This is a genomic window from Pedobacter sp. L105 (assembly GCF_009765875.1).
In the GTDB taxonomy this organism is placed as follows: Bacteria; Bacteroidota; Bacteroidia; order Sphingobacteriales; family Sphingobacteriaceae; genus Pedobacter.
Genome location: NZ_LMUP01000014.1, coordinates 538,333 through 558,511, shown reverse-complemented (window position 1 = coordinate 558,511; position 20,179 = coordinate 538,333). Strand labels below are relative to the sequence as shown.

Genomic DNA, 20,179 nt, shown 5'->3' with positions numbered 1-20,179 from the left:
ATGCTCGGGGATATTGCCATGTTTCAGTAAGCATGCAATTTTAAGGCAGCCATCTCTAAAAGTGTTCGATATTGGTACCGTAAGGTTCACATAGGAAGCCTCAGGAAATGGAGTCTTCCTGCGTTAAAACATTTAAATTCAATTATATTCCAATTTCTGGCGGATTAACCATTCTGATAACTTGTCGATGCTGCTTTCCCCAATCTATCAAATTTTCCACAATGGGGTACAGAGACTTGCAATAATCAGTCAGCATATATTCTACAGTTTTCGGAAAATCAGGATCTTCAATTCTTATTATCAATTTGTTGAGTTCCATCAGTTGCAAATCTTTAGATAGCATCGTGAATGTTATACCTGGTATACTTCGGGCGATGTCACGGTAACGACGTAGACCATTGTATAAAGCTATGATGATAGGCATACGCCATTTACCACTTAATACATAAAGTGCATCTTGGGCATACTTGATTTCTTCCTGATTTTTAACCGTACAGATATACGGTTTCTCTTTGTTTTCTTCATCTACCATGTGCTATAGTCTATTATAGCATTTTCAAAAATTAAAAATGCAGCTTTTACCTTTACTAAAAGTAACAATAAAAATAAGGACAAGAATCTTAACAATAAAAAAATGACGCAAATTAGCACAGTAAACTTTAAAGATCATGAATATCAAACGTTACATTTCAAGATTAAAAACGGTGTAGCAAGTATAACCTTAGACAACGCACCCGTAAATGCATTGAGTGGCAAAATGATGAAAGAATTGAAACAGTTACTTAACGACTTATCTACTGATAAGATGGTTAAAGTGATCGTATTCGATAGTATAAATCCTGATTTTTTCATCGCTCATGTTGATATCAATATTTTGGAAGAACAAGCTATATTAGAAGAGTTAGGCAAAGCTGCACCAGAAGGGCTAAACATCTTCCAGGCAGTTGGCGAAATGCTCAGAGAACAACCCCAAATAACAATCGTAAAATTGAAAGGTATAGCCCGTGGTGGCGGAGCCGAATTTGTTGCAGCGGCTGATATGAGCTTTGCCTCTCTAGAAAGAGGCAAATTGGCTCAATGTGAAGCGCTAATGGGGATTATTCCCGGAGGTGGGGCTACACAGTACCTATCCTCGAAAATGACGCGTGGCCGTGCTTTAGAAGTTCTTTTGGGTGCCGATTTGTTCGACGCTGCTACTGCCGAACGTTATGGCTGGATTAATCGTGCCATACCGGATGCGGAAATAGACACATTTGTAGATCGCCTGGCGCAGAATATTGCAAACTTACCTGAAGGTGTAATTGAAACAACAAAAAAAGTATTGTCACCGATCAGAAACGTACAAGGTTTTCAATTGGAAAATAATGGGTGGGCTTCTTTGGTGTTTAATCCAGAAACAGCAAGAATTATGAAAGGAGCCATACAAAATGGGGCGCAGACGGTAGAGGGCGAATTAAAGCTTGAAGAAATTCTTAGAGCTTTGTGATACATTTATTAGAGAGACGACCAATAAAATGATTTTAATGCCTGTTTGGTAATAATTTCTGGTAAATGTCCGACCAGCTTATAAAAGCTGATTAAAAGACTGCCTAAACTTTAGTGAAAAAAGCGGGAGTTCCTTTTGAAGGACTTTAAATAATTAAAATCTCAATCATTCATTTACAAATCAGTTAAACTTGGTATCACAAAATGTGATATCAAGTTTAACTGATTTATTCTCTAGTCTAATAAGCTGTTTATTTTCATACAATCTTCCATAAAAGTATTCGATAAAGGTACCAGCAGGTTCACCAGAATCGAAGAAATCCCTGCAATCACACGATAAGCAGGGGTTCGGTAAGTACCCATCTGACAAAAACCTTGTTAGTGGCATTGGCTATTGACAGCCTGCTCCCCTATCGTTTTTTAATTAAACGACTGTCTGAACTCTAAAGGCGAAACGTTTGTCTTTGTCTTAAAAAGTTTGCTGAACGACTGTGAATGTTCAAAGCCCAATTCATAAGCAATTTCCGAAACGGAAAGATTTGTAGTTGATAATTTTTCTTTGGCTTTTTCTATGATTGCATTTTGAATGTATTGTTGTGTGTTTAATCCTGTCAATGAACTCAACATATCACTCAAATAGCGTTGCGATAGCTTTAATTCTGTGCTTATATATTTCACGGATGGCAAACCGTTTTTCAGACTGTTTTCTTCTTCAAAATAGCTGTTTAAAAGTTTGTCCAAAGAAGTTATGATGTCGTGATTGACTGCTTTCCTCGTAATAAACTGCCTATTGTAAAAGCGATTACTGTAATTCAATAACAATTCTATTTGCGACACCAAAACATCCTGGCTGAAATTGTCTATGTTATTGTCTAATTCATTAGCTATTGACGCAAGTAAATTGGCTATAATTTCTTTTTCCTTTGCCGATAAAAATAAAGCTTCTGAAACATCGTAAGAGAAAAAGCCGTATTGATTCATTGTGTTTCCTAATGGATAATTTCGTATAAAGTCCGAATGGAAATATAAAGCAATACCTTCATAGCTTCCTATGTCTGCTGGTGGATAAATGATTTGTTTTGGCTTCAAAAATGCCAACCCGCCTTCTTCAAAATCGTAATATGCCTGTCCGTACTTTATTTGTCCTATAAATGTAGGCTTAAAGGAAATTTTGTAAAAATCTAAACTTGTTTTTTGTCCTCTTGGAAACATTTCAATCGAAACATTATTGTAATCAACCAATGCAATCAATGGGTGTAATGGCGCAGGAAGTCCCAATACCCGTACAAGTTGTGATATACTTTTAATATGATTGATGTTAGATTCTCGTTGCATTTTTTTGGTACAAATGTAATCACTTTGTTTTGACGGACATATTCTTTCACCAGCTGTGTAAAGTTTTGTGTGCAAGCTCCTTACTTGTCCTGCACACAAAACTGTATTGTTGCTCACACGTTGTTTTGCTTTATGATCTATCTATTTGTTTTTCTAAAACTTCGGGATAGCGGTCGCCCACAATTGTAATTCCATTTACTATTGTGTTGATTTTTGCAAGTTCAGCAGTTGTTAATATAATATTAGTACTGCCGATGTTTTCGTCTAAACGATGCAATTTGGTAGTCCCTGGTATTGGCACTATCCAAGGCTTTTGAGCTAAAATCCAGGCTAATGCCAATTGTCCGGTTGTAACATTTTTTTGGTCAGCAATTTCAGAAAGTGCGTCCACTAAAACTAGATTGGCTTTTATATTTTCTTCGCTGAAACGAGGAATGACATTTCTGCGGTCAACATCCGCTAATTTTGAATTTATTGTACCGGTGAGGAAGCCTTTGCCCAAAGGACTGAACGGAACGAAGCCAATTCCTAACTCTTCTAAGGTTGGAATGATCTCATTTTCTGGTTCACGCCAAAACAAAGAGTATTCACTTTGTAACGCTGTTACAGGTTGAATTGAATGTGCCTTACGAATAGTTTTTGCACTTGCTTCCGATAAACCGAAATATTTTACTTTACCCTCTTGTATCAGGTCTTTTACTGTTCCTGCAACATCTTCTATCGGAACATTGGGATCAACTCTGTGCTGATAAAGCAAATCAATATAATCTGTTCTTAATCTTTTTAAAGATGCTTCGACTACTGCCCTGATGGTTTCGGGTCTGCTGTCTAAACCTGTTGTTGGTCTGGCATTTTTACAACCAAATTTTGTTGCTATAACAACGTCTTTTCTAAAAGACTGTAATCCTTCGCCAACAATTTCTTCATTGGTATAAGGTCCGTAAGCTTCTGCGGTATCAAAAAATGTGATTCCCCTTTCAACTGCATTGCGTAGCAGCGTTATGGCATCTTTTTTATCAAGACCTTTGCCATCTAAAAAGTTTAAACCCATACAGCCAAAACCTAATGCGGAAACTTCTAATCCGCTATTCCCTAATTTTCTTTTTTGCATAATTCTTTTTTTCAATTGTTTCTAACCTTGAATAAATCTCATTACAAAAATCTTGATTGTCGTTCTATAAAAAGTAGTTGAATTGGTAATTGTTGTAGTCAAATTTTCAAACATTTTTTAAGCACTATTGATTTCGGAATGAATGGTTGAATTTCACTGAAATTGTTTATATCAAAATCATAGTCGTTTAATCAAGGTTTGACAAGTACAAACTAACTTTACAAGGGTTTAAAAAAGATTTTATCTTTGTTTAATAAGAAAGTTCAAACTAAATTAAGAGCCAAGAAGATGACATCACTAAATGAGCTTGGCCAGAGGATATGCATTATCGGCCCAAGCAGTAGCGGCAAATCAACGCTGGCAACTAAACTTGGGGAAAAACTAAATATTTCGATTTGCCATCTTGACCAGCTTGCACATATTCCTGGAACAAACTGGGAAAGACGGGATGAAAAAGAATTTGCTGCAGATCAGGATTCTTTTCTAACAAAGGGATCGTGGGTTATTGAAGGCAATTATAGTTTCTGCATGCCTCAACGTTTTGCGGAAGCAACATCTATAATTTGGATAGATCCAAATTTTTTCGGTTGCTGTTTTCGATATATTTTAAGATGCCTGAAAAATGATCATAGCAGACCTGGACGTTTAAAGGATGCAACGAATGAATTTAGTTTTGAAGTGATCAATTACATAGTTTTCAAATATCCTAAAATCCGGAAGAGACATAAAGCTATTCTTTCAAGATATACTTTTCCAATCCTGTATATTCATTCCATGAAAGAGCTTAATCAATATTATACGAAATGGGGGCTTAAAGGATGATTTTCGATACATCAGAGATGGTTTCGCTACAATAGGCGGACAACGACCATAGATAAACCCGAAAACGTTTATCCATCGGCAAAATATCAACAGGATTTTGAACAAGGTTTAGCCAAAATAAAGAACCACTTTAAGACGCCTCAGCAATGCCTCCGGAACGCCATTTAGCCGTTCCGGAGGCGTTCCAAACCCGTTCCAAACCCGTCCCAAACCCGTTCCTCATTCCCGTCAAAGTTTGGCTAAAGTTCGTCTAAAAAACCCTCAATTTATAATGGTCTCCGTCTCTGTTTATTACCTATAACTGCCTTATTAGATTTAAATATAATTTCTACAATAATATTTTGTAAAAAAATCTTATCTTGTATCTTAATTAAACAATTATTCACAATTTAAAACCAATTATTATGGCAACAAACAAAAACTCCTTTGATGGATTCATGGGGAAAAGAGGAAATGTGATTACCTACTTGCGCCTGGGTATTCCAACATCGCGTTCAGCAGCAACTAAAATCAGTAAGAAAGCAACGCAAAATCAAAAAATGGCCAGACACCCTACCCAATTGGTAAACGATTTTATAGCATCGGCCAAACAATTCATTTACCTGGGATTCCAGTCTGAAGCAAATCTTGCGCATAAGACATCTCACGACTTAGTGAACAGTTATACCCGTCTTCATGCGATTAAGGGAAATTATCCTGATATGGAAATCGATTATACCAAAGTTTTATTTACCAGGGGAAAAATGCCTGCAACACCAAATGTACAGGCAAAGTTAAATGACGATGGACTAGTCTTTACATGGGATACTTCGTTAATTCGGGGGCAGTTCCACGCCAATGATCAGGTGATGCTCCTGGCCTATTTCCCTGATACTAAAAGTTCAGAATATGTGCTTTTTGGAGGAACCAGGGCAAGTGGCACAGCACAATTATCCCTGCTGGCAAATGAAACAGCCACCGTAATGGAAACCTATATTTCTTTTATATCGGCCGATCATAAAAATATTTCTAACAGCATGTACACAGGACAATTGATTCTGCCGGCAGCAACTAGCAACGGAGGTAGTGATGTCACATTATAAACCAGGGGCTATTGGCGAATTTACAGGTAAGACAGGACAATTGGTAACGTGTAGATGGAAGAGAAAAAAAATCGGGAGAGATGCACCCGCTAAAACAAGAAACGAAGCTTCCATTGCCCTAAAAAACCAGCGTGCAAAGATCGGCTTAATTTCTAAATGCCTGCACCAATTCCATTCAGCTATTAAAGTAGGTTACCCGGATAAATCTGGCGACAAATCTGCAATGAACAGGGCAGTAAAATACAATTTGCAACATGCCGTTACAGGAACTTTCCCGGATCTGGTGATAGACTACACTAAAATTCAGCTGAGTAGTGGCTGGCTGGATCAGATTTACAGGCCCACTATTTCTGTGGTCCCCCGGGGTATCATCCAGGTAAACTGGCTCAATTCTGTCAATATAAAGGCAGGATCGGAAGAAAACGATAATGTGTTCCTTACTTTGTGCAACGAACAGATCAATGATGAAGGCTCCAGGACAACATATGTGGTGGTTTTTCCTACGGCCGGGACCAGAAGTGCCGGCACCGTGCAGCTAAAAATTGGGCTGAAGACTAAAGGCACTTTCCATGCCTGGATATTTCTGACTTCAGTAGATGGCAAAAGAGCATCGAACAGCAGATACCTGGGCAGTTTTACATTCAGCCAGGCTGTTTAATAAAAAAGCTAATGTGCTGCGTAAACCCGGCACATTAGCTTTTGAAACGGTTATTAAAGAGTCCTCAAAAAAGCGCCATTAAATTCCAAAATATTTTAACTTAAACCCTATCCCCTACCATATTTTATCCTTGTGACAAGTTTTTAAGTGAAATTTCCTGAAGCTAAAAGCTATTTGCTCTTGTAAACAGAAAATCATATATTAGGATATTCATTGCAGTGTAAATCATTTCTAACCAAATAAATATGACTGAAAACACGTATGACGCAATTGTCATTGGGTCTGGTATCAGCGGCGGCTGGGCAGCAAAGGAATTAACCGGCAAAGGTTTAAAAACACTCATGCTGGAAAGGGGAAGAAATTACGAACACATTAAGGATTATAAGTACGGCACTAAACAGCCCTGGGAATTTGAACACAGAGGCAGTACCACCAGAGAGCAGCAGGAAAAGTATCCTGTAATTCACCGTGGCTGGGCTGCTAATGAAGCTGTAATGGACTGCTGGGCCAATGAACAGGATAGTCCATATACCGAAGTAAAGCCTTTTACCTGGTGGCGCAGTTACCAGTTAGGGGGCCGCTCTACGTTATGGGGCAGACAAAGTTATCGCTGGAGTGATTTTGATTTTGAAGCGAATGCAAAAGAGGGCTGGGCTATAGATTGGCCTATCCGCTACAAAGATATTTCTCCGTGGTATGATTATGTAGAGAAATTTGCAGGGATCAGCGGTGCCAGAGATGGCCTGGCACATTTGCCGGATGGTCATTTTCTACCACCTGTAAGCTTGAATATTGTAGAGAAAGATGTGGCTAACCGTCTTAAAAAATATTATAAAGACCAGCGGCATATGATCAATGGCAGGGTAGCCAACTTAACTGAAGCTATTCCTGGTCGCACTAAATGTCAGTTTAGGGACCGTTGCTGGGAAGGCTGCCCTTTTGGAGGTTATTTCAGCACCCAGTCTTCTACTTTGCCTGCTGCCATGGCTACGGGCAATCTTACGGTAAGGCCATGGAGCATCGTAACCCGCATAATTTATGATAAAGATAAAAAGAAGGCTACCGGAGTAGAAATCTTAGATGCACAAACCAATGAGACCTACCATTATACTGCAAAAATAATATTCGTTAATGCCTCAACTTTAAATTCTGCATGGGTATTAATGAACTCTGCAACAGACGTATGGGATGGTGGTTTAGGTAGCAGCAGTGGAGAGCTGGGACATAATATCATGGATCACCATTATAATTTAGGTGCGTCTGGAAGTATTGAAGGTTTTGAAGATCATTTTGTATATGGCCGCAGGCCTACCGGATTTTATATTCCACGCTTTACCAATCTATATGGCGATAAAAGAGCGTTTACACGGGGCTTTGGTTATCAGGGCAGTGCAAGTAGGGATTCGTGGAGCAGGGAAATAGCAGAGCTTAATATTGGAGGTGAATTTAAAGACACGCTGAGCAAACCCGGTAACTGGACCATGGGAATGACCGGATTCGGTGAAATCCTTCCCTATCATGAAAATAAGATTACCCTTGATGCACATAGAAAAGACAAATGGGGATTACCTATTTTATCTATGGATGCAGAGCTGAAGGATAATGAGAAGAAAATGCGCACCGCTATCACTATGGAAGCGGCAAATATGCTCGATGCGGCAGGCGTAAAAAATATACGCACCTGGGATAGCGGACATGCGATGGGACATGGAATCCATGAAATGGGAACAGCCAGAATGGGGCTTGATCCTAAAACGTCAGTGCTCAATAAACATAACCAGGTATGGGATGCGTTAAATGTTTTTGTAACCGATGGTGCCAGCATGACCTCTTCTGCCTGCGTTAACCCTTCTTTAACCTACATGGCGCTTACCGCAAGAGCATGCGATTTTGCTTTTAATGAATTAAAAAAAGGTAATCTTTAAATTATTGAAATATGGACAGAAGAACAGCAATTTCGAGGGTGGCCATTATATTGGGAAGCACAATTATTGGTGCTGATCTATTCATCAGTGGCTGTAAAAATGAGCATGTTGTAGAGAGCCCAACAACGGTACTCAGTGAAGGCCAGATCGCTTATTTAAATGAGGTGGCAGAAACGATCCTACCAAAAACAGCCGCATCAGGTGGTGCAAAAGCTGCAAATGCAGGAGCTTTTATGAAAATTATGGTGAGGGACTGTTATTCTACTGAAAATCAAAAAATATTTTTTGCTGGTTTAGGGAAACTGGAACAGTCTTGTGAAAAAATGCATGGAAAAGGCTTTTTGAATTGCAGTCCGCAGGAAAGACAAAAATTATTGATTACACTGGATGCACAATTAAAAGAAGATAAAATAAAGAACGATTTAATGCAGCAAAAAGAAATTGAAAAAGAAAAAGCTTCACAGGCAAGCGGTAAGCCCAATTATATCAAAAAAATCCCGCCAACTTCTTATTTTGCAATGATTAAACAGCTCACATTATTGGGATATTTTACTTCGGAGATCGGGTATAAAAGTATGGGTTATGTTTCTGTTCCAGGACACTATGATGGTAATGTAACACGCTCTATTTAGATATACTTTTTTTTAAACCATAAGGTCATAGGTTGTTTTTGTTCTTTAAAAATTCATCTGTAAAATGCCTCTTCTCTTTTTCTTCAGAAAACTTTTGATCATTATATTTTTGAGAGTTTCCTTTTGGGATAGATAAAGATTGCCAGTTATTATTTGTCAGCATTTTACCAATAAATACAATCTGTCCAATGTGGTAAGGATAGTGAGCTAATTGTCTGTTAATAGCATCGGTGATGGTATGGCCTTCATTACGGATATAAACAATTTTATCTAAGTCAGATTCATTTAAAGCATTAAGCGCATTCAATAAACAATCCCAACCTTCATTCCATTTCAAAAGCATGGTTTCTTTATCCGTGATATCATCATCAAATTCCTTGTCTCTATTTCTCCAGGGTTTTTCGCCATCCATAATTAAAAAATCTGTCCATCTGGATAACATATTTCCATAAAGGTGGTTGACAATTATGGCAATACTGTTGGAGTCTTCATTGTATTTCCAAAACAGATGTTCTTCGCTTAGTTGATTAAATGTTTTTTCGCCAAGCATCCTATAATATTCAAATTGCTTGATAACCCCTTTGATATCTTCTAATTTCATAGTATTTGTTTGTAGCGTTTTGTTAAATCATAATAACCGTTGACGAAATATCGTTTATAAAATTGAAATTGGTAATTAACGTGAGTTCGGGATATAATACTCTTGGTTTTTTTAAATTTAGGAAAAATTAATTCAGATATTTTGTGAGAAACTTATTATTTGGTATATTCAGATAGTAACATTTGCAGCTAAATTGGCCATTCCGTAAATCTGCATATATTGCAGCAACATGATTGTTTTTGCGTCTTTAATTTCACCTATTCTGATCATCTCAACTGCTTCCTTCATATCCAGCTCTAATACTTCAATATGTTCTCCTTCCTCTTTGATGCCGCCGCCATTTCCTACTTTCATTTTTTTTGAATATTCTGCGATAAAGAAATAGATGATTTCCGTTACTGAACCAGGCGACATATAGGCTTCGAATATTTTTTGCACGCCATTAATCTTATACCCGGTTTCCTCTTCGGTTTCCCTTTTAATGCACTCTTCAGGATTTTCATTATCTAATAAACCTGCACAAGATTCTATAAGCATGCCAGTGTCATTACCATTAATAAAGGTGGGAAGACGAAATTGCCTGGTAAGAATGACCTTATTTAATTCAATATTATAAAGTAATATTGCTGCACCATTACCCCTATCATAAGCCTCTCTATTTAAAGTTTGCAGGACCCCATCTTTAGTAAGATACTCGTAAGTTATTTTTCGCAGTGTATACCAGTTATCTGACAGAATCTCCGTGTGAACAATTTTCACTTCACTATTCTGCATGAGGAACATCATTAATATGATAATAAATCTTGAGCCCTCTCTCTTTGCCAATCCTCACATCTTCATCTGCCCCTTTAGATAAACCATCAATACGCAGAATGGCATCACATTTTTCTAACAAGCGGTGCGCACAAGGATACTGTATTTCATTCCAGATTTCATCACCAGTTTGAACAGAACCTGCTAAATGGATCAGCGGCAAGGCAACCCATTCACCAATTATTGGTACATGGCCTTTTCTAAACAATGGCACAGCAACGGCTTCAAGCCTACTTAAATTTTGTTGCATCAAAATAGGGTCGTCATTTGTACCACTTCTATATGGGCCTGCAATTAATATCATCATATCTTTATTCTTTTTACAAATTGAAGTAAAGATTTTCAAAAAAAAATTAAGGTACCTTAAGAAATTCGGTTTTATACTTTTGGTTTTCTAAGTGTGCTTAAAAATTCTGGTGTGATGCCCAAATAAGAAGCAATCTGTTTTTGCGTCACCTGTTTAACGATCTGTGGATATTTGATCAGAAAGCTTTGGTATCTTTCCTCTGCTGTAGAAGACAAATTTTCCATTACCCTTAACTGTTCGCGTGTATAAGCATTTTGCATGAGTATCCTGAAGAACTTCTCAAATTTTGGAACTTTTTCCAGTAGCTCATCAAAATTTGTCCTGCTGATCTGAAAGATGGTACTCTGCTCCAACGTTTCAATATTCATCATAGCCGGTTTTTTATTCAAATAACAATACATATCTGTTATCCACCAGTCTGCAATAGCAAACATGATGGTAGATTCCTTGCCGTCTTTATCAGTATAATAGGACCTTAACGCCCCTGTTGCTACGTAGCTCAAATACCGGCAATCCTGGCCTGCCTCTAAAACCAGAGCCTTTTTGGACAGGCTTTTAGCAGTGATCAGGGATATAAAAAAAGATGTTTCTTTTTCAGTGAGGCTGATATGCTTTTTAATATTTCTAAGAATTTCCTCATTTATCATTGCTTAAAGTTAAATTTAAATGCGATTTTTGGCCATTTATTAATTCTATAATCCGCATATATTCTCCACATTCCTCAATGAATTATTCGACAGTCCAATCGAAATTGATATCATGACCAACATGAAAGCTTTAGAAGATTTTTTCACAACCTTAAAAATATGGCTTCAGATCAAAGAAATAAAAAATAACTGATTATAATTCGATTTAATACAATATCTTCTTATTTTAGCTTGGTGACTGTACAAATAATCTTGTGGCGCCCTCAGATTGAAAAAATATTTACTCTTTCTCCTTTTTTTTAACTTACTATACTCTTGTACGAAAACCGTACAACGAAAAGATGTAAAGGTCTTTATAGATTACAAAAATCAAAAATACACATTATATCGAAATGGAAAACCTTACACTATCAGAGGTGCCTCTGGTAGTGAACATTTGGATTTATTGGTGTCCAGTGGCGGAAATACGATCAGGATATGGGATACCACGCAAGTGAATTCCATTTTAAAAATAGCCGGTGAAAAAGGCATAGCTGTCATCGTAGGTTTGCCGATCCCCGAAAGCAGGTATATGGACTATTACAATGATACTGCTAAAGTAACTAAACAATTTTTGGCTATCAAGGGATTGGTAGCCCGGCTTAAAAATAATCCTGCGGTTTTAATGTGGTGTGTAGGTAATGAATTAACATTTCCTTACAGGCCAGCTTACCGTAATTTTTACAAGGCATTTAACCAAATCGTAGACATGATACATCAGGATGATCCAGATCATCCGGTAACCACCACCATGACTAATTTTCAGCGCAGCGATATTTTCATGATTAAAATGCGTACAGATGTAGACGTGATCTCCTTTAACATATTCGGACAAATCCATTCGTTAAAAAAAGACCTGAAACAATTTTCATGGTTTTGGAATGGCCCTTTTCTAATTACAGAATGGGGTATTGACGGACCCTGGGACGGTACTCCACAAACATCCTGGGCAGCGAAAATTGAACCTACCAGTACTAAAAAAGCTGAACAATATTTCAATAGATATAAGGATGATATGCCAATAGAAAATGGTGGTTTTCTAGGATCTTTTACTGGGGTCAGAAACAGGAAATCACGCATACCTGGTTCAGTTTGTTCGACGAAAATGGTAATCAGACAGAAGCAATAGAATCAGCTAAAAGGATTTGGAAAGGTACACATCTTCAGGATTCCCTACCTAAAATCAAATATATGCTGCTTAATGCGCATGGCGCGGCTGATAACATTATTTTTAGTCCTAAAGAAAGATGCAGTGCCGAAGTATTGATGGATAATTCCGGCAAGGGTGCCATTACAGTTAAATGGGAAATTTATCCTGAAGACTGGTATAAAAAAAATAATACAAATAATATTATCAAACCGAAGCAGGTATTGGGAACTATACTATCAGCCTCAGACCTCAAAGTTAATATTCAAACTCCTCAGCTGCCCGGTCCCTATCGGCTTTTTGCGGCCATTTATGATTCTTATGGTCATGTTGCAACATGTAATACACCTTTTTATGTGATGGCAAAATAATTAAAAAAACAGAACAGGTTATTAATCCAACAAAAATAGAGCTGCTGACGCTGCGTGTGATGATCCTTATGGGAACTTTATTCATCATATTATTTTTGACAGAGATGTTCACTGCAGGTACTGAAAACACTGCATTGTACTGGATGCTGATGATTACTATAGTTTTTTCCTGCATCAAATTTTTGCATGAGTGGATACATTATTTTTATATCACCGTACCTCCAACACCAAAACTTGATAAACTTTTTACGGTTGATATATTTACCACCTTTTGCGCTGGTGAACCTTATGATATGATTGAGGAAACCCTGATTGCAATTAAGGCCATTACCTACCCCCATCAAACATTTTTGTGCGACGAATCTGATGATCCATATTTAAAAGCATTTTGCAAGGATTTAGGCATATTTCATGTTACACGCGTAAAGAAAATAAACGCGAAGGCAGGAAACATTAATAATGCACTCCAATCATCCTCTGCAGAACTTTGTGTTGTTCTGGATCCCGACCATGTACCTTATCCTAATTTTTTAGATCCGATAGTATCCCATTTTAATGATCCGAAGGTAGGTTATGTACAAATTGTACAATCTTATAGGAATCATGACCAGAGTTTAATTGCCAAGGGTGCTGCACAGCAGACTTTTCAGTTTTACGGGCCGATTATGATGACAATGAATAAGTACGGGACAGTGCTTGCCATTGGAGCCAATTGTACATTTCGCCGTTCTGCATTAGATTCTATTGGCGGCCATGCTGCAGGCCTGGCAGAAGATATGCATACGGCGATGCAACTTCATGCCAAAGGGTGGAAATCCATATATGTTCCTGCGGTTCTGGCGAGAGGTTTGGTTCCATCTACTTTGTCGGCCTACTATGCCCAGCAACTGAAATGGTCCAGAGGGGTTTTTGAGTTGCTGGTTACCTCCTATATCAAATTATTCAAAAAATTCACCTGGCAGCAAAAGCTGCATTACGGTGTAATCCCATTGCATTATCTCTCAGGAGTAATCATGCTTCTAAATTTTTTAATTCCAATATTATGCTTGTTTTTCAATATAAGCCCGATAGATATGGACTTTTCAAAATTTATAACACTGGCATTGCCACTCTCTACATTTGTCATTCTCATTCGTCATTTCGTACAAAAATGGGTAATGGAAGAAGAAGAAAGGGGCTTTCATGTGATAGGCGGTTTATTGCTGATTGGTACCTGGTGGGTTTTCATGCTGGGCTTATTTTATACTATTCTACGTAAAAAGGTACCTTACATACCAACGCCAAAGGACGACAAAGAAAAAAATCTGCTTCGGTTAAATATTCCTAACTTTTTGCTGATTATCCTTTCCTTGATCGCAATAGTATATGGCTTGCACAACGATTGGAATCCCTTTAATTTAATTATGGCCGGATTTGCCGCTATCAATTGTCTGATTTTATTATTTACAATTGTTGCCAGCAGTCAGTTTACCTTTAGAAGGTACAAGAATGAACGTAAACTCCTGACCTCTTTTATGCTGGCAGTAAAAGTATTTAAGATTGAATTTTGGAAATTTAGACGTTTAATATATAAAGGTATGAGGAGTACGGCATTGTTGCTTAGCCTATTGATTTTGAGTTTAACAGGTTATAGAATGAACAGCAAATTTAGCGAACCGGCAGAAAATTCATACAGCAATTACAGGAAAAACATACTGATACCCGGCATTTTCGCCCCCGAACAGGATGGTGGCCTAACCTCCTTAGATTTGGTTCGTAAATATGAGTCGCAAAGTAAAATACACTTTGGTATCATCTCCTTTTATATAGCCTGGGGCGATCAGCCGCAATGTAACCTTCCATTCGCGCAATTAGATCAGGCGTTTAAGCAAAATGCAATACCAATGGTTACCTGGGAGCCTTGGCAGAGCTTATTTGACCGTAATGATACATTAAGTGATAAGCTAAAGGAAAATAAGGTGTTTTCCAGGATACTAAATGGTGACTATGATGGTTATCTGGATAAATTCTCAAAACAGGTCAAATCTTTAAACCGCCCAATTTTTATTCGTTTTGCACATGAAGCTGATAATCCGCAATATCCATGGTCTGCTGCGGGTGGAAATACGGCAGACGATTTTAAAGAAGGATGGCAGTATGTGCATGATTATTTTCTTAAACATCAGGTCCGTAATGTGATTTGGGTATGGAATCCATGGAAGCCTGAAGCTGTAGCTGGCTACTTTCCAGGTAAAGAATATGTGGATTGGCTAGGTGTAACTAACCTCAACTACGCTACCAAAAATAGCAATCGGCAATCCTACTCTTCTGAGCAGCTTTACCTGCCATTTCATCAGCAGGCAATTTTCACTTCTGGTTTACCAGTAATGTTTGCTGAAATGGGCTCACTGGAAACTGGCAAAAAACGAATAGAATGGCTGCAGGATGGCGTACGTAACGTTAACAAATATCCAGAGGTTAAAGCCCTTGTCATATTTAACAGTGGAATAGACAAAAATAGTCTTGATACTAGGGATCTAAATCCATTAGACTGGCGCATAAATAACTTTACTAATATGGAATTGGGTCTTCTGAAAATGAAAAAGGAACAGTTTTGGTTAAGCAATCAGTTGATCAGTCAGCAGCCACAGGAGACGCTGTCAGCAGCTCAGTTTCAAAAAACGATTGTCAATCGCGTTGTAAACAAGCTGATTAAAGGCGTGAATTATTTTAAGACACAAAATTGGTATACGAACGGCCATGCTTTAAAAGTTGAGGAAATCCGTCAGGATATTTCAGAAATGAAAGAAATTGGTGTCAATAGCATTAAATATTCAGGACCAGGAATATATGATCATAATGTATTGAACGTAGCCAGAGAGCTGGGAATGGGGGTAGTATATAGCTTTAGGACCCCAGACCATGTCAACTATTTTTCAGATACTGAAATACTGAATAAATTTGCAGACAAAATATTAGAAACCGTTAGCAGTAAACGCGACGATAAAAATATCATGATGTGGAATATTGGGAATACGCCATTGACGGAAATTTCAAATAATTATTTCAAACCAGATTTGTTTTATCCGAGAGCGCGGCTAATCGAATGGTTAAAAAAACTGGTTCATGATATTAAAACAATAGATCCAGACAGAGATATAAGTTTAGATGTTGACGCCGACCAGTCGTTAATAGAAAATGCAGCGATGATACATTACAATATTCCTGAAATAGATATGTTAGGTCTTATAGTGGGTGCGAGTTCAAATACAATACCTGAGCTAAAGACAGCCGGCATTCCTTATTTTATCAGTAAAATTGATGCCGCTGATTATTTAGATCATACGGATGATCAATCTGCTACCTTTATTTCTGCATGGCAGGATGAAACCAATGAGAACAACATTGCTTTTAACGGTTTAAAAGATCATAACAGGCAGGATAAATATGAATTTTATAAATTGGGTCAGCTTTGGGCCGGCCTAAAATTACCTGAGGAACTACCACTAACAAAAATATTATTACCAGCAGTAACCGTATTGGCGAATACAAATTTGGTTTACAGTGCCTTGATATTTAAAGATTCCTGGCTCATCCCTGAGGAAAAGGATAAGCTGATGTTTAAGTGGGAGATGGTAAAATTGAATAAATACGGACATCCTGTACAAGTATTGCCATTAGGTGAAGGTAGCACCATATCAGTTAAAATTCCTGAACATCCAGCCAGCTACAACTTATATCTGTATATTACAAAAGGAAAACAAGTAAAAATCGTAAAATCGGCATTGAATACACCTTTATACTAAATTTAAGCAGGATTAGGATTCAACCCATTGACTTCGCCATTCCGGAGCCTCAAAGGGATCTGTAAAATACTGTGTTTCATGTATCACCTTTCCCTTGCGAAATTCCATAATGCTCACCGTATATGCCAATTGATCCTGGTAAGTAATGGTGTATTCGGTGATCCAGAGATCACCTTTTCCGATCATCCGTTTAACATCGAAACCCGATGGCTTTCCGGGATGATGGCTCCTTAAGGCCTGCAAATTGCTTCTTCCGAAGATTCGCTCGCCCGACTGGGGATAATCACAGATCACATCATCATCATAAATGTCATGTTCAGCATTTACATCGCCCACAGCCGACGCGTGCCAGTGCGCATTTAGCGCTTCCTGTATTTCTTTTTCTTCCATAAATCGATTAAAAAATAAAAGCTATATGCCCCTAACCTATCGAAAAAAACTCACGCAACCTTAGCTAGAGATTTCTAAAATTTAAGTTTACCGGGATTAATACCATATTTCCTTTTAAAGGCTGTACTAAAATTATTGGGACTGTTATATCCCAGCAGGTATGCAACCTCATTAACCTGTTTCTTTTCTTCTAACAACATCGTTTTTGCCTTAGCCATTTTTAATTCGTTGATATAACCAAAAACAGTGTCCCCAAATATACTTTTGAATCCATTTTTCAATTTAAAAACATTTAATCCTGCCAAGCGGCTTAATGAGGCTAATGAATGCTCAGTTTCCGGTTCCTGATCAATCAATTCTTTAACATAATAAAGCTTATCAATATCTTCTGAAAACTTAAGCGAATAATCAGATCCTTTACCCGTCTGCCTTTCCTGCAATAATTCTGTTTGCAGCAGGAATAACTCCATAACTTTTGCCTCCAGATATAACCTTTTAAAATAACCTTTCCTTTTGCACGCCATTATATCCGACAAAACTGAAAGCATTAAAGGAGAAATATTTAAATAGTTTCTATCTCCAAGCATCATCTCATTCCTGTTAATTTTATTTAACAAACTCCTGTGGACCACACATTCTTCATTTAAAATCTGTTCAAAATAAGCCTGATCAAATAATATATCAAACTTAACAACCGGCTGTTTCGCAACCTGAAAAATGAGATTTGTAGAAAGATCTGATGGCATAGAGAAAAGATTATGCTGCAATTGGGTGATCTCAACCGGTTTTTGCAGGAACTCGCTTTTAGCCATAAACTTCCCGCTTAAAGAAAAATGCATTTCTATACATTTTTCGGCTGATTTGGCTTCAAATGAAGTTTCTTCCGTTACGGAAAGACTACTGTAATTTATTTCTATACCATCGAGTACAGTATATTCAAAAAATCCACTCATTCCTGTGTCCTGCGACAACACATATGATTCCTCTTGTATGCCCTTACTTTCAGCACGATCTGATAGTGTTGTAAATGGAAGAAATGAGTTTAGATACATATTAAAAAAAGACCTGATTTTCAAAATTCGTTAATTCTTTCCGCATTTACCAGCCTAATTAATCCGTTTGGCAGAGGTTTTAATTCCTTGATCAAACTATTTAAATTTTGTCTGCGCTCATTTTTGCAGAAAAAAAAATGATGCAAACAGATACTATGGTTGAATATGGTACAAGAAGAATGATCATCACCCTTGTCGCCATGCTTTGCGCAATACTGGAGCTTTTGGACACAACAATTGTGAATGTAGCCTTAAATGATTTACAGGGAAACCTTGGTGCTACTTTATCAGAAGTAAGCTGGGTAGTAACAGCCTATAGTATAGGGAATGTTATCGTGATTCCAATGACAAGCTGGCTTTCCAGACAGTTTGGAAGACGCAATTATTTTGCTGCCTCGATCTTAATTTTCACCTTATTCTCCTTTTTATGCGGACAAGCTACCGGTATTTTAGAGCTGGCGTTCTTCAGGTTTTTACAGGGTATTGGAGGAGGAGCATTACTGGCAACCTCTCAAACAATAATTACAGAATCATATCCTGCCGAAAAACGCGGACAAGCGAGTGTTATATTTATGATGAGCGTGATTGTAGGACCAGCAATGGGCCCTCTTCTTGGTGGCTATATTATTGATCATTACAGCTGGCCCCTGATTTTTTTCATCAATATCCCCTTAGGTATTCTGGCTATCCCCTTAACTCTCCAATATGTTAGATCCCCGAAGTATGCCGATAAAATGCCTGCTGATCAGGTAGATTGGCTGGGGATAATTTTACTGGCCACGTTTGTTGGTTCGTTACAGTATGTGCTGGAGAAAGGCCAGGAAGATGATTGGTTTAGCGACCATACCATTATAATTTTATCTGTGATAGCCGGGTTAGGCATGATTTGTTTTATCTGGCGGGAGCTTATTTATCCTCATCCCATCGTTTCTTTGAAAGTACTCAAAAATGGAAACCTCGCTGCTGGTACGGTCTTCTCTTTTATTTATGGATTTGGATCTTACGGATCAACATTCATCGTGCCGTTATTCACACAGTCACAACTTAACTGGCCTGCTACTGATGCGGGATTATTAGTCTGCTTAACTTCTCTTTCGAGCCTTCTTATATTTCCATTAACTAATAAACTTTTGAAAATGGGTGTCAAACCTCAGTATATGATGGGCACCGGCATGTTGATTTTTTTCATTAACTGTTATATGAGCTCCAAAATCCTTACCCCTGAAACTGGATTTGGAGTGTTTTTCTATGTATTGATCTTCAGGTATTTTGGCCTGAATATGATCTTATTGTCTATCAGTGCCATTGCTTTTTCTACGTTAAAAACTAAAGAAATTGCTGAAGGAGCTGCTTTTACAGGTATGCTCAGACAATTGGGGGGATCATTTGGAATAGCTATTATTACCACTTTCATCGCACGCAGAAATGTATTTCACCGTACAAGCCTGGTTAGTCATCTGAGCCCGAATGATCCACAAATTATTGAGCGGCTACATCAACTGACCCAAAATTTCAAAGCGCATGGGCTGAATAACGATATTGCAATTAGAAGTGCGCTAAAACTACTCGATGTTACAGTGGATAAGCAATCAACCTTATTATCTTATATGGATGTCTATATTGTTATCGGCTTTCTTTTTCTTGCCTGTATTCCTTTTGTGTTATGCATTAAAAGCAAAAAAATCATCGTTCCAACAGATGCCCACTAAATATTCCTTATACTGCTTTATCTCTCATGCTTATCAAAAAAAATGAATAATCCGTGCGTCCAATCTCCAGTTTAAAGATCTTGCCATCCATACTGAGATGAATTTAAATTGACAGGACAAATTAGCCGGAGTTCATACCTCACACATCGTAAGGAATACAGCTTTGCAGGTAAATTTTTAAAATTTTAAGAATGACAACCTGATACCAGAGAAGCTGTCCGGGATATGGAAACAGCTTCTTTGGTTTCAGGCGATAAAAATAACAGCT

General features: G+C 37.8%; 19 protein-coding genes. 10 read left to right on the top strand and 9 right to left on the bottom strand.

From position 1 onward, the window contains the following. Positions 1 to 142: 142 nt before the first annotated feature. Positions 143 to 532, bottom strand: coding sequence for a helix-turn-helix domain-containing protein (locus GSQ84_RS25560; RefSeq protein WP_158800198.1), 390 nt, complete (start codon positions 530 to 532; stop codon positions 143 to 145). Positions 533 to 634: 102 nt separating this feature from the next. Between GSQ84_RS25560 and GSQ84_RS25555 the strand changes: the two genes are divergently transcribed. Then, on the top strand, positions 635 to 1,486 hold the full coding sequence (locus GSQ84_RS25555) for an enoyl-CoA hydratase/isomerase family protein (RefSeq protein WP_158800197.1): 852 nt from the start codon (positions 635 to 637) through the stop codon (positions 1,484 to 1,486). A 419-nt stretch (positions 1,487 to 1,905) separates the two neighbouring features. Here GSQ84_RS25555 and GSQ84_RS25550 read toward each other — a convergent pair whose 3' ends face one another. Beyond that, positions 1,906 to 2,937 carry a helix-turn-helix domain-containing protein gene (locus GSQ84_RS25550; protein ID WP_371416432.1) on the bottom strand — a complete coding sequence of 344 codons (1,032 nt, stop codon included), beginning with the start codon at positions 2,935 to 2,937 and terminating at the stop codon, positions 1,906 to 1,908. Positions 2,938 to 2,950: 13 nt separating this feature from the next. After that, entirely contained in the window at positions 2,951 to 3,931 is a 981-nt protein-coding gene (locus GSQ84_RS25545) for an aldo/keto reductase (protein ID WP_158800196.1), read from the bottom strand. A 246-nt stretch (positions 3,932 to 4,177) separates the two neighbouring features. Here GSQ84_RS25545 and GSQ84_RS25540 point away from each other — a divergent pair, with 246 nt between their 5' ends. From GSQ84_RS25540 to GSQ84_RS25520, 5 genes are all read left to right on the top strand, one after another. After that, positions 4,178 to 4,753 (top strand): hypothetical protein, encoded by a 576-nt coding sequence (locus GSQ84_RS25540; protein ID WP_216849032.1) that lies wholly within the window; start codon positions 4,178 to 4,180, stop codon positions 4,751 to 4,753. Positions 4,754 to 5,157: 404 nt separating this feature from the next. Then, positions 5,158 to 5,835, top strand: coding sequence for a DUF6266 family protein (locus GSQ84_RS25535; protein ID WP_158800195.1), 678 nt, complete (start codon positions 5,158 to 5,160; stop codon positions 5,833 to 5,835). Further along, entirely contained in the window at positions 5,822 to 6,493 is a 672-nt protein-coding gene (locus GSQ84_RS25530; protein ID WP_158800194.1) for a DUF6266 family protein, read from the top strand. Before GSQ84_RS25535 ends, GSQ84_RS25530 begins: the two co-directional genes overlap by 14 nt. 245 nt (positions 6,494 to 6,738) lie before the next feature. Next, complete coding sequence (locus tag GSQ84_RS25525) at positions 6,739 to 8,418, top strand: GMC oxidoreductase (protein ID WP_158800193.1); 1,680 nt, start codon at positions 6,739 to 6,741, stop codon at positions 8,416 to 8,418. 11 nt (positions 8,419 to 8,429) lie between these two features. Further along, positions 8,430 to 9,050: a gluconate 2-dehydrogenase subunit 3 family protein gene (locus GSQ84_RS25520; protein WP_158800192.1), complete on the top strand. Its 621-nt coding sequence runs from the start codon at positions 8,430 to 8,432 to the stop codon at positions 9,048 to 9,050. Positions 9,051 to 9,075: 25 nt separating this feature from the next. On the opposite strand, the gene GSQ84_RS25515 is transcribed toward GSQ84_RS25520, so the two are convergent. The 4 genes from GSQ84_RS25515 to GSQ84_RS25500 form a co-directional block, all read right to left on the bottom strand. Beyond that, positions 9,076 to 9,651: a DUF1572 family protein gene (locus GSQ84_RS25515; RefSeq protein WP_158800191.1), complete on the bottom strand. Its 576-nt coding sequence runs from the start codon at positions 9,649 to 9,651 to the stop codon at positions 9,076 to 9,078. A gap of 168 nt (positions 9,652 to 9,819) precedes the next feature. Then, positions 9,820 to 10,425 (bottom strand): GDP-mannose pyrophosphatase NudK, encoded by a 606-nt coding sequence (gene nudK / locus GSQ84_RS25510; protein WP_158800190.1) that lies wholly within the window; start codon positions 10,423 to 10,425, stop codon positions 9,820 to 9,822. Further along, a complete protein-coding gene (locus tag GSQ84_RS25505; RefSeq protein WP_254070987.1) occupies positions 10,415 to 10,810 on the bottom strand; it encodes a DUF4406 domain-containing protein in 396 nt (131 codons plus the stop codon). The genes nudK and GSQ84_RS25505 overlap by 11 nt, the downstream gene beginning before the upstream one ends. A 32-nt stretch (positions 10,811 to 10,842) precedes the next feature. After that, complete coding sequence (locus GSQ84_RS25500) at positions 10,843 to 11,418, bottom strand: Crp/Fnr family transcriptional regulator (protein ID WP_158800188.1); 576 nt, start codon at positions 11,416 to 11,418, stop codon at positions 10,843 to 10,845. 436 nt (positions 11,419 to 11,854) lie between these two features. Between GSQ84_RS25500 and GSQ84_RS25495 the strand changes: the two genes are divergently transcribed. The 3 genes from GSQ84_RS25495 (at position 11,855) to GSQ84_RS25485 (ending at position 16,760) form a co-directional block, all read left to right on the top strand. Beyond that, positions 11,855 to 12,586 (top strand): glycoside hydrolase family 2 TIM barrel-domain containing protein, encoded by a 732-nt coding sequence (locus GSQ84_RS25495; protein ID WP_158800187.1) that lies wholly within the window; start codon positions 11,855 to 11,857, stop codon positions 12,584 to 12,586. Then, the gene (locus tag GSQ84_RS25490) at positions 12,550 to 12,975 is read left to right on the top strand and encodes a hypothetical protein (RefSeq protein WP_216849047.1); all 426 of its coding nucleotides are present in this window, start codon (positions 12,550 to 12,552) and stop codon (positions 12,973 to 12,975) included. Before GSQ84_RS25495 ends, GSQ84_RS25490 begins: the two co-directional genes overlap by 37 nt. Before the next feature lie 68 nt (positions 12,976 to 13,043). Next, positions 13,044 to 16,760, top strand: coding sequence for a glycosyltransferase family 2 protein (locus tag GSQ84_RS25485; RefSeq protein WP_216849031.1), 3,717 nt, complete (start codon positions 13,044 to 13,046; stop codon positions 16,758 to 16,760). Between the two features lie 12 nt (positions 16,761 to 16,772). Here GSQ84_RS25485 and GSQ84_RS25480 read toward each other — a convergent pair whose 3' ends face one another. After that, positions 16,773 to 17,150 carry a nuclear transport factor 2 family protein gene (locus tag GSQ84_RS25480; RefSeq protein ID WP_158800184.1) on the bottom strand — a complete coding sequence of 126 codons (378 nt, stop codon included), beginning with the start codon at positions 17,148 to 17,150 and terminating at the stop codon, positions 16,773 to 16,775. Between the two features lie 74 nt (positions 17,151 to 17,224). Further along, entirely contained in the window at positions 17,225 to 18,202 is a 978-nt protein-coding gene (locus GSQ84_RS25475; protein ID WP_158800183.1) for an AraC family transcriptional regulator, read from the bottom strand. A 137-nt stretch (positions 18,203 to 18,339) separates the two neighbouring features. Here GSQ84_RS25475 and GSQ84_RS25470 point away from each other — a divergent pair, with 137 nt between their 5' ends. Next, entirely contained in the window at positions 18,340 to 19,911 is a 1,572-nt protein-coding gene (locus tag GSQ84_RS25470) for a DHA2 family efflux MFS transporter permease subunit (RefSeq protein ID WP_158800182.1), read from the top strand. The last annotated feature ends 268 nt before the right edge of the window (positions 19,912 to 20,179 follow it).